This window comes from Streptomyces sp. NPDC047081 (assembly GCF_040643775.1).
GTDB lineage: Bacteria > Actinomycetota > Actinomycetes > Streptomycetales > Streptomycetaceae > Streptomyces.
This window is the reverse complement of sequence record NZ_JBEYUY010000065.1, coordinates 1-10,901: the sequence shown is the minus strand read 5'-3', so window position 1 is coordinate 10,901 and position 10,901 is coordinate 1. Positions and strand designations below refer to the sequence as shown.

Annotated in this window: 10 protein-coding genes; all 10 read left to right on the top strand. The window is 71.2% G+C overall.

The window, feature by feature from the left end; all coding sequences use genetic code 11:
- Positions 1 to 202 precede the first annotated feature (202 nt).
- A complete protein-coding gene (locus ABZ848_RS49270) occupies positions 203 to 1,672 on the top strand; it encodes an FAD-dependent monooxygenase (protein ID WP_360843628.1) in 1,470 nt (489 codons plus the stop codon).
- Between the two features lie 66 nt (positions 1,673 to 1,738).
- Positions 1,739 to 2,068, top strand: a complete 330-nt coding sequence (locus ABZ848_RS49265) for a TcmI family type II polyketide cyclase (RefSeq protein ID WP_360843625.1) — start codon at positions 1,739 to 1,741, stop codon at positions 2,066 to 2,068.
- Positions 2,065 to 3,336: a beta-ketoacyl-[acyl-carrier-protein] synthase family protein gene (locus tag ABZ848_RS49260; protein WP_360843622.1), complete on the top strand. Its 1,272-nt coding sequence runs from the start codon at positions 2,065 to 2,067 to the stop codon at positions 3,334 to 3,336. Before ABZ848_RS49265 ends, ABZ848_RS49260 begins: the two co-directional genes overlap by 4 nt.
- Positions 3,333 to 4,553 (top strand): ketosynthase chain-length factor, encoded by a 1,221-nt coding sequence (locus tag ABZ848_RS49255; RefSeq protein ID WP_360843620.1) that lies wholly within the window; start codon positions 3,333 to 3,335, stop codon positions 4,551 to 4,553. Before ABZ848_RS49260 ends, ABZ848_RS49255 begins: the two co-directional genes overlap by 4 nt.
- A gap of 24 nt (positions 4,554 to 4,577) precedes the next feature.
- Positions 4,578 to 4,847, top strand: coding sequence for an acyl carrier protein (locus tag ABZ848_RS49250; RefSeq protein WP_360843618.1), 270 nt, complete (start codon positions 4,578 to 4,580; stop codon positions 4,845 to 4,847).
- A 64-nt stretch (positions 4,848 to 4,911) separates the two neighbouring features.
- A complete protein-coding gene (fabG, locus tag ABZ848_RS49245; protein WP_360843616.1) occupies positions 4,912 to 5,712 on the top strand; it encodes a 3-oxoacyl-ACP reductase FabG in 801 nt (266 codons plus the stop codon).
- Positions 5,713 to 5,734: 22 nt separating this feature from the next.
- A complete protein-coding gene (locus ABZ848_RS49240; protein WP_360843613.1) occupies positions 5,735 to 6,670 on the top strand; it encodes an aromatase/cyclase in 936 nt (311 codons plus the stop codon).
- 2 nt (positions 6,671 to 6,672) lie between these two features.
- The gene (locus tag ABZ848_RS49235; RefSeq protein ID WP_360843611.1) at positions 6,673 to 9,072 is read left to right on the top strand and encodes an SDR family oxidoreductase; all 2,400 of its coding nucleotides are present in this window, start codon (positions 6,673 to 6,675) and stop codon (positions 9,070 to 9,072) included.
- Between the two features lie 34 nt (positions 9,073 to 9,106).
- Positions 9,107 to 10,531, top strand: a complete 1,425-nt coding sequence (locus tag ABZ848_RS49230) for an MFS transporter (RefSeq protein ID WP_360843609.1) — start codon at positions 9,107 to 9,109, stop codon at positions 10,529 to 10,531.
- Between the two features lie 7 nt (positions 10,532 to 10,538).
- On the top strand, positions 10,539 to 10,901 hold a 363-nt coding region (locus tag ABZ848_RS49225), incomplete at its 3' end, for a carboxyl transferase domain-containing protein (RefSeq protein WP_360843607.1).

Below are 10,901 nucleotides of genomic sequence, written 5' to 3'. Positions count from 1 at the left end.
CACAAGTCCGGCACCATCAAGGGCCTGTCCGCGGAGATCGGCGGATCCGTCAGCTCCGGCGCCGCGATCTGCGAGATCAAGGACTGACACCCGCACGAACTCCACCGCTGCCGTCCGGGGAACCGGAACGCCGGGCGCCGTACGACAGAGCCAATTTGTCAGGTGCAGAACAATTCAAGGAGGCTGCATGGACACCCAGGCAATGGACGCCCAGGTGATCGTCGTCGGTGCCGGACCGGCCGGAATGATGCTCGCCGGCGAGCTGCGGCTGGCCGGGATCGACGTCGTCGTCCTGGAGAAACTCGCGCGGCGCTCCGGCGAGTCCCGGGGGCTGGGCTTCACCGCGCGCACGATGGAGGTGTTCGACCAGCGCGGGCTGCTGTCCCGGTTCGGTGAGATCGAGGTCAGCGACCAGGGCCACTTCGGCGGTCTGCCGGTCGACTTCGCCGTACTGGACGGAGCCCGCCAGGCCGCCAAGACCATTCCCCAGTCCCAGACCGAGACCGTGCTGGAGGAGTGGGTCACCCAACTCGGTGGCGACATCCGGCGCAGCCACGAACTGCTCTCCGTCAAGGACGCCGGAGACCACGTCGAGGCGGAGGTACGCGGCCCCGACGGCGTGCACCGGTTGACCGCGCCCTACCTCGTGGGATGCGACGGCGGGCGGAGCCTGGTGCGCAAGGCCGCAGGCTTCGACTTTCCCGGCACCGCCGCGACCATGGAGATGTTCCTCGCCGACGTGAAGGGGCTCGACCTGGCCCCGCGGATGATCGGCGAGACCCTGCCCGGCGGCATGGTGATGGTAGGCCCGCTGCCCGGCGGCATCACCCGGCTGATCGTCTGCGAGCGCGGGACGCCGCCCCAGCGACGCGAGGTCCCGCCGTCGTACGACGAGGTGGCCGCCGCCTGGAAGAGGCTGACCGGGGACGACATCTCGCACGGCGAGCCGGTGTGGGTCAGCTCCTTCGGAGACGCCACCCGCCAGGCGACCCGCTACCGGCAGGGCCGCATTCTGCTGGCCGGCGACTCCGCGCACATCCATCTCCCGGCCGGCGGCCAGGGGATGAACACCAGCATCCAGGACGCGGTCAACCTCGGCTGGAAGCTGGCCGCCGTGGTCCGGGGGCGGATGGGCGAGGAGTTGCTGGACACCTATCACGACGAGCGCCATCCGGTCGGCCGGCGGCTGCTGATGAACACGCAGGCCCAGGGGCTGCTGTTCCTCAGCGGAGCCGAAGTCCAGCCGCTGCGGGACGTGTTCACCGAGCTCATCAGGTACGAGCCGGTCAGTCGTCATCTGGCCGCCATGGTCAGCGGTCTGGAGATCCGGTACGACATCGCCGCGGGCGTCCACCCGCTGCTCGGCCGCCGGATGCCGCATCTGGAACTGGTGGGCACTGCCGGTCCCGGCAGCAGCACCGAGGCCCTGCATGGCGGTCGCGGGGTGTTGCTCGACCTGGTGGACAATGCCGAACTGCGCCGCCGGGCTGCCGGCTGGGCGGACCGCGTGGACGTGGTGACCGCGACGCCGAGGGCCCTGCCGGACGACGGATCCCTGAACGGCACGGCGGCCGTGCTCATCCGTCCCGACGGCTATGCGGCCTGGGCCGCGCCCGGAAGCCACAGCGACCTTCCCATGGCCCTGGAGCGGTGGTTCGGACCCGCCCGCTAGGCCGACCGCTTCCTTCTCCCCCTCTCGCAAGTACCCCCGAAACTCACGGAAGAGAGAAGAGACACCATGCACAGCACCTTGATCGTCGCCCGGATGGAGCCGGGCGGCGGACCCGAGGTCGCCAAGCTGTTCGGCGCCTTCGACGAGACGGAGATGCCGCACCTGATGGGTACGCGGCGTCGTCAGCTGTTCTCGTACCGCGGCCTGTACTTCCACCTCCAGGACTTCGACGAGGACAACGGCGGCCGGCTGATCGAGGAGGCCAAGGCGGATCCCCGGTTCGTGCGGATCAGCGAGGACCTCAAGCCCTTCATCGAGGCCTACGACCCGGCTACCTGGCGCTCGCCCGCCGACGCGATGGCGACCCGCTTCTACCACTGGGAAGGTTCCGCGTGACCGGGCGCAGGGTGGTCATCACCGGCATCGGGGTGGTCGCTCCGGGGGGTATCGGGGTGAAGGACTTCTGGCGCCTGCTCAGCGAGGGCCGGACCGCCACCCGGGGCATCACCTTCTTCGACCCGTCACCGTTCCGGTCCCGGGTCGCCGCGGAGATCGACTTCGACGCCGCGGCGAGCGGGCTGAGCCCGCAGGAGATCCGGCGGATGGACCGGGCCGCCCAGCTCGCGGTCGTCGCCACCCGGGAGGCGGTCGCGGACAGCGGGCTCGACCTGGATGCGGTCGACCCGTACCGGATCGGGGTCACGATCGGCAGCGCGGTCGGCGCGACCATGGGCCTCGACGAGGAGTACTGCGTGGTCAGCGACCGGGGCCGACTCGACCTGGTGGACCACGAGTACGCCGTACCCCATCTGTACAACTACTTCGTCCCCAGCTCCTTCGCGGCCGAGGTCGCCTGGTGCGCGGGCGCGGAGGGACCGAGCACGGTGGTGTCGACCGGCTGCACATCGGGCCTGGACTCCGTCGGGCACGCCGTCGAGCTGCTGCGTGAGGGATCGGCGGACGTCATGATCGCCGGTTCCTCGGACGCGCCGATCTCGCCTATCACGATGGCGTGTTTCGACGCGATCAAGGCGACGACCCCGCGCGACGAGGAACCGGAGCGTGCCTCGCGGCCCTTCGACGGCACCCGCAACGGGTTCGTGCTGGGCGAGGGTTCCGCGGTGTTCGTCTTGGAGGAGCTGGGCAGCGCCCGGCGGCGTGGGGCACATGTCTACGCCGAGATCGCCGGATACGCCTCCCGCTGCAACGCCTTCCACATGACCGGACTGCGTCCCGACGGGGCGGAGATGGCGGAGGCGATCCGGGTGGCCCTCGACGAGGCCCGGATCGACGGCGAGCGCGTCGACTACATCAACGCGCACGGCTCCGGCACCAAGCAGAACGACCGGCACGAGACGGCCGCGTTCAAGAAGAGCCTCGGCGACCACGCGTACCGCACGCCCGTGAGCTCCATCAAGTCCATGGTGGGTCACTCGTTGGGCGCGATCGGCTCGATCGAGATCGCCGCCTGCGCCCTCGCCATGGAGCACAACGTCGTTCCTCCGACGGCCAATCTGCACACGCCCGACCCCGAGTGCGACCTGGACTACGTGCCGCTCACGGCGCGCGAGCACCGCACGGACACGGTCCTCACCGTGGGCAGCGGGTTCGGCGGTTTCCAGAGCGCCATGGTGCTGACTCGGGCCGAGGGGAACGGACGATGACGGCGTCGGTCGTGGTCACCGGACTGGGCATCGCCTCCCCCAACGGCCTGGGCAAGGATGCCTTCTGGGCCGCCACCCGAGCCGGGCGGGGCGCCATCGGTCCTGTCACCCGCTTCGACGCCTCGCCGTATCCGGCACGGCTGGCCGGCGAGGTACCGGGCTTCGTGGCGGAGGACCATCTGCCGAGTCGGCTGCTGCCGCAGACGGACCGGATGACCCGGCTCGCCCTGGTCGCCGCCGACTGGGCGCTGGCGGACGCCGGGATCAAGCCCGAGGACACCGAGGCCTTCGACATGGGCGTCGTGACCGCGAGTTCCTCGGGAGGCTTCGAGTTCGGCCAGAACGAGCTGCAGAAGCTCTGGGGCAAGGGCAGCCAGTACGTCAGCGCCTACCAGTCCTTCGCCTGGTTCTACGCCGTCAACAGCGGTCAGATCTCCATCCGGCACGGGATGAAGGGACCCAGCGGTGTGCTCGTGAGCGACCAGGCGGGCGGCCTCGACGCGGTCGCGCACGCGCGCCGCCAGATCCGCAAGGGCACCCGAATGATCGTCTCCGGCAGCATCGACGCCTCTGTCTGCCCCTGGGGCTGGGTTGCTCAGCTGGCCGGCGGGCGCCTCAGCACCACGGACGATCCCGACCATGCCTATCTGCCGTTCGACGCCCGGGCCGCGGGCCATGTGGCCGGTGAGGGCGGCGCGATCCTGATCATGGAGGGGGCCGAGGACGCGCGCGAGCGCGGGGCCCGGGTGTACGGCGAGGTCGCCGGGTACGGCGCCACGTTCGACCCGAAGCCCGGCAGCCGGCGCGAGCCCGGTCTGCGCAAGGCGATCGAGCTTGCTCTCGTGGAGGCGAACGCCGCCCCCGGCGACGTCGACGTGGTGTTCGCCGACGCTGCGGCGGTGCCGGAACTGGACCGCGCCGAGGCCGAGGCGATCAACGCGGTCTTCGGGCCGGGCGGAGTGCCGGTCACGGCGCCGAAGACGATGACCGGCCGCCTGTACTCCGGGGCCGCCCCGCTCGACCTGGCCACCGCCCTCCTGGCGATGGAGGCCGGCCTGATCCCACCCACCACCAACGTCGACCCCGATCCGGCCCTCGGCCTGGATCTGGTCACGGGCGCTGCCCGGGCTGCCCGCGTGCGTACCGCGCTGGTGCTCGCCCGCGGCCATGGCGGCTTCAACTCCGCCGTGCTGCTGCGGAGTTCCCACGACAACTGAACCAACCCATGAAAGGAGCGAACGGTGACCACTCAGCCGTTCACGATCGACGACCTCAAGCGGATCCTCCTGGAAGGCGCGGGCGCCGCCGAGAGCGTGGATCTCGACAGCGACATCCTCGACACGGAGTTCGAGCAGCTGGGCTACGAGTCCCTGGCGCTGCTGGAGACGAGCAGCCGTATCGAGCGCGAGTACGGCATCACCCTCTCCGACACCATCCTGTCCGACGCCACGACCCCGCGCGCCCTGCTCGACGCCGTGAACCAGCACCTGGCGGACAGCGCCGCGGCCTGAGCCCGGCCGCCTCGCTCCTCCGGACCCGCCTTGCTCAACTCGCCCACCGCTCCCGGGAGCAGCCATGTCACAGGACACACAGCACACCCAGAACCAGAAGGTCGCCGTCGTCACGGGCGCCACCAGCGGAATCGGTCTCGCCGTCGCGCGACTGCTGGCCGGCCAGGGGCACCGGGTCTTCATCGGAGCCCGCAACGCCGAGAACGTGGCCTCCACCGTCAAGAAGGCGCGGGAGGACGGTCTGGAAGTCGACGGTACGACCCTTGACGTCCGTTCCCCGGAGGACGTCGAGGAGTTCGTGCGCGCAGCGGTGCAGCGCTACGGCACCGTCGACGTGCTCGTGAACAACGCGGGCCGCAGCGGCGGCGGGGTCACCGCCGACATCGCCGACGAGCTGTGGGCCGACGTTATCGACACCAATCTCAACAGCGTCTTCCGGATGACCCGTGCCGTGCTGAACACGGGCGGCATGCGCGGCAAGAGCCGGGGCCGGATCATCAACATCGCCTCCACGGCCGGCAAGCAGGGCGTTGTGCTCGGCGCCCCCTACTCGGCCTCCAAGCACGGAGTGGTCGGCTTCACCAAGGCGCTCGGCAACGAGCTGGCGCCCACGGGCATCACGGTCAACGCCGTCTGCCCCGGCTATGTCGAAACGCCCATGGCCCAGCGGGTGCGGCAGGGCTACGCGGCGGCGTACGACACGACCGAGGACACGATCATGGAGCGCTTCACCGCCAAGATCCCGCTCGGCCGGTACTCGACCCCCGACGAAGTGGCCGGTCTCGTCGGCTACCTGGCGTCCGACACCGCCGCTTCGATCACGGCCCAGGCCCTCAACGTCTGCGGCGGACTCGGCAACTTCTGAACCCTCCCCAGGAGAAGGAATCATGACGATACGTCAGGTCGAGCACGAGATCACCGTGACCGCGCCCGCCGCCGACGTCTACCGCCTCATCGCCGAGGTGGAGAACTGGCCGCGGATCTTCCCGCCCACCATCCACGTCGACGTGGTCGAGCGGACCGGCGCCGAGGAGCGCATCCGGATCTGGGCCACCGCGGGCGACGCCGTCAAGAACTGGACGTCCCGCCGCACCCTCGACCCCTCGGGCCTGCGCATCCGCTTCCGCCAGGAGGTCTCTGCGCCTCCGGTGGCCGCGATGGGCGGTACCTGGATCATCGAACCGCTCACCTCCGGCGACTGCCGGGTGCGCCTGCTGCACGACTACCGGGCGGTCGACGACGACCCCGCGGGCCTGCGGTGGATCGACGAGGCCGTCGACCGCAACTCCCGCTCGGAACTCGCCGCGCTGAAGACCAACGTCGAGGTGGCCCACGCCACCGCGGATCTGACCTTCTCGTTCGAGGACAGCGTGCGGATCGAGGGAGCCGCCAAGGACGCCTTCGACTTCGTCAACGAGGCCGGGCTGTGGGTGGAGCGGCTGCCGCACGTGGCCTCTGTGCGCTTCACCGAGGAGACCCCCGGCCTGCAGACCCTGGAGATGGACACCCGCGCGCAGGACGGCTCGGTGCACACCACCAAGTCCTACCGGGTGGCCTTCCCGCACCAGAAGATCGCGTACAAGCAGGTCACCCTGCCCGCACTGATGACCCTGCACACCGGCTACTGGACCTTCAACGATCAGGAGGGCGGCACCACCGCCACCTCCCAGCACACGGTCGTGCTCAACACCGCGAACATCGCAAGGATCCTGGGTCCCGAGGCGACAGTCGCGGACGCCCGCGCGTATGTGCGGGGCGCGCTGAGCACCAACAGCCGGGCCACCCTCGGCCATGCCAAGGACTACGCCGAGAGCAAGCGCTGACCGTGACCACCCTGGACAGCGATGTCATCATCGTCGGAGCGGGCCCGGTCGGCTTGTTGCTCGCCGGGGAGCTGCGGCTCGGCGGGGCCGGGGTGGTGGTGTTGGAGCGCCTGGCGCAGCCGGGCACGGAGTCGCGGGCCTCCACCCTGCACGCGCGCACGATGGAGATCCTCGACAGCAGAGGGCTGCTGGACCGATTCGGCACCCTGCCCAACGACGTGCGGGGACACTTCGGCGGCATCCCGCTCGACCTGACGCTGCCGGGGCCGTATCCCGGCCAGTGGAAGGTGCCGCAGACCCGCACCGAGGGGATCCTGCGGGACTGGGCACGATCCCTCGGCGCCGACCTGCGGCCCGGCCACGAGGTCATCGGGCTGACCGTCCGCCCGGACCATGTGGAGGCCGAGGTGTCCGGGCCGGGCGGCATGGTCCGCGTCCGCGGCCGGTACGTCGTCGGATGCGACGGCGAGCACAGCACCGTTCGCCGTCTCACCGGGGCGGCGTTCCCCGGCGAGGATGCACGCCGGGAGCTGATCCGTGCCGACGTGGCCGGCATCGACGTACCGGCCCGGCGCTTCGAGCGGCTGCCCCGGGGGCTTGCCATCTCGGCCCGCGGTCCGCAGGGCGTGACCCGGGTGATGGTGCACGAGTTCGGCAGCGCCGCCGGACCGCGCGCCGGGGCGCCCGGCTTCGGGGAGATCCGCGACCTCTGGCAACGCGTCACCGGGGAGGACATCGGGCACGGGACCCCCCTGTGGGTGAACTCCTTCGGAGACGCGGCCCGCCAGGTCGCCCGCTACCGACAGGGCCGAGTGCTGTTCGCCGGCGATGCCGCCCACCAGCAGATGCCCATCGGCGGCCAGGCACTCAACCTCGGCCTCCAGGACGCCGCCAACCTCGGCTGGAAACTGGCCCTCCAGGTGGCCGGGCGGGCCCCGCAGGGGCTGCTCGACAGCTATCACGCCGAACGGCATGCCGTGGGTGCCCGGGTCCTGGGCAACATCCGGGCGCAGGCCCTGCTGCTGCTCGGCGGCCCCGAGGTGGAGGCGGCTCGCGCGGTCGTCGCCGAACTCGTGCGCCACGAACCGGTCCGCCGGCACCTGGCCGCGATGATCTCCGGTCTCGACATCCGCTACGAAACCGGCCGCGTGGACACCCCTGACGGGAACCATCCTCTCCTCGGGCTCCGCCTCGCTCACGGGCGGCGCGGTCACGGGGCCCGGGGCCTGCTGCGGCTCCGCACCGGCTCGCCCTACCGGGCGGCCGCGCTGCGGCGGGTCCTGGGTCCCTGGACCGACCGGGTGGACATGGTCACCGACACCACTGCGGCGGAAGCACCGGATACGGAGGCGACCGTACTGGTCCGGCCGGACGGCTATGTCATGTGGGCGGACGACTGCGGCGCTGCGGCGAGGACCGGCAGGCCGGGCGAGACGCACGCAGCAGACGCAATGGACGAGGCCGCGCTGGAAGCGGCCTTGCGGCGCTGGTTCGGTGATCCGGTCTCGCTGGACCTCGCCCACGACGTCGCCCGACGAGCTCGTTCCACCCGGGTCCCGGCGCCGTTCCCGGCGATGGCCCACTCACCGACTTCTGCCACCCCGTCATCCACGACCTCGCAAGGGAGAGACACAGAAATGGACAGGTTCGCGGGCAAGACCGCCCTGGTGACCGGCTCGAGCCGAGGGATCGGGCGTGCCATCGCCGTACGGCTGGCCAGGGAGGGCGCCCTCGTCGCGGTGCACAGCTCCGGCGGCGGCCAGGCGGCGGACGACGTCGTCGCCGAGATCGAGAAGGACGGAGGCCGGGCCTTCGCCGTCCAGGCGGAGCTGGGAGTGCCCGGCGACGTCCACGAGCTGTTCCTCGGCCTGGAGCAGGGCCTCAAGGAGCGCACCGGCTCCGTCGAGCTGGACATCCTGGTCAACAACGCCGGGGTCATGGGCGGCGGGGTCCGCGCCGAGGAGACGACACCCGAGCAGTTCGACCGGCTCTTCGCCGTCAACGCCAAAGCGCCGTTCTTCACCGTCCAGCGGGCGCTGCAGAACCTCACCGACGGCGGACGCGTCATCAACATCTCGTCGGGGCTGACGCGTTTCGCCAACCCGGAGGAGATCGCCTACGCGATGACGAAGGGCGCCGTCGAGCAACTCGCGCTGCACTTCGCGAAGTACCTCGCGCCGCGTGGCATCACCGTCAACAGCGTCGCACCCGGCATCACCCGCAACAGCAATCCCGTCTTCGGCATCCCGGAGGCCGTCGAGCAGATGGCCCAGCTGTCGGCGTTCGGGCGGGTGGGCGAGCCGCAGGACGTCGCCGACGTGGTGGTGTTCCTGGCCGGCGAGGACGCCCGCTGGGTCACCGGCGCGTTCCTCGACGCCACCGGAGGCACCCTGCTCGGTTGACGCGCTGCCCCGCAACCGTACGGAAGGAGTACGGATGAAGCCCGCGACGCACACCCAGGATCCCCTCGGCGCTCCGGTTCCGGGGCGGTGGGACCACCGGCAATGGGGGCTGCTGTCCGTCCTGGCCGGGAACATGCTCATCGACGCCCTGGAGGTGTCGGCCATGGTCGTGGCCGTGCCCGCGGCGGGACGGGACCTCGGCCTCTCGCTGACCGGGGCGCAGTGGCTGATCACCGGCTTCGCCGTCGGTTTCGGCGGGCTCACCCTCTTCGGCGGCCGACTCGTGGAGTTGCTGGGTCGACGCCGGGTGTATCTGTGGGCACTGCTCGGCTTCGCCGTGGCGTCCCTGGTCGGCGGGGTGACCGACGAGCCGGCCGTGCTGGTGGCGGCCCGGGTGCTGAAGGGCTGCTTCGCCGCCCTGACCGCTCCCACCGGCCTGGCGATCATCGCCGCCGCCTTCCCTGCCGGGCCGGAACGGGACCGAGCGGTGTCGGTCTACGCCCTCTTCGGCGGCTTCGGTTTCACGGCTGGGCTGCTGCTGTCGGGGCTGCTGACCACGGTCGGCTGGCGCTGGACCTTTGTGTTCCCGGCCCCGGTCGTCCTGGTCCTGTTCGCCTTCGCGCTGCGACTGGTCCCCGGTGACGCCTCGGATCCGGGCGCCAAGCGCCATCTCGACGTCACGGGGGCGCTGGCGCTGACCGGTGTCCTGCTGTGCCTGGTGCAGGGGATCGTCTCGGTGCCGGGACACGGCTGGCTCGATCTGCGTACGGCCGGTCCGCTCGGGCTCGCCGTGGTGCTCGGGGCAGTCCTGGTGGCCGCCGAGCGGACGGCGCCCCGGCCGCTGATCCGGTGGCGGCTGCTGCGCAATCGCACGCTGGTCCGCTCGATGACCGGGGCCGCCGCGCTCAATGGCGTGAACCTGGGACTGCTGCTGCTCATGACGGCGTGGCTGCAGGACGGTCTCGGCTGGTCCCCGTGGCGCACCGCTCTGGGATTCCTGCCCGCTGCCGCGCCCCTGGCCCTCACGGCACTGCCCTCCCGCAAGCTGATCGCCCGCTACGGCACCGCCCGGCCGATCGCCCTGGGCGCGGCAGCGGCGGCGGCCGCAGGCGCGCTCTGCCTGCGGCACCCCGTTCCGCAGAGCTACGTCACCGACGTACTGCCGACCATGCTGTTGCTCGGCGCGGCCTTCGTGCTGTCGTTCGTGGCTCTCAACACCCAGGCAACGTCCCGGCTGGCCGCCGTCGACCGATCGGCCGCGGTCGGCCTCTACCAGAGCGCTGTCCAGGTGTCGGCCGTCGTGGTACCGGCAGTTGCGGCCGCGCTGGCCGTCGGCCGGTCCGACGACCGCCCGGCGCTCTGGTTCGTCACCGCTGTCGCTCTCGCCGGGCTGGCGGCCGGACTCGACGGTCTGAGGACCCGCCCCGCCCGGGCCGAGAACCCTTTAACAGGAGAGTGAGGCAGCCATGCCCGCCACCGACACGACCCCCACCAGGGGCACCGAATGGGCGCTGTACGGGCGTCTGGAGGAACTCCGTCTCATCAAGGACGAGGCGCTGGCCGGCCCGAGCGAGAAGGCGACCGAGGCTCAGCACGCCAAGGGCAAGCTGACCGCCCGCGAGCGCATCGCACTCCTCCTCGACGCGGGTTCCTTCCAGGAGGTCGAGCAGCTGCGCCGGCACCGGGCCACGGGCTTCGGCCTGGAGGCCAAGAAGCCGTTCACCGACGGTGTCGTCACCGGCTGGGGCACGGTCGAGGGCCGCACGGTCTTCGTCTACGCCCATGACTTCCGCATCTTCGGCGGCGCGCTGGGCGAGGCCCACGCCACG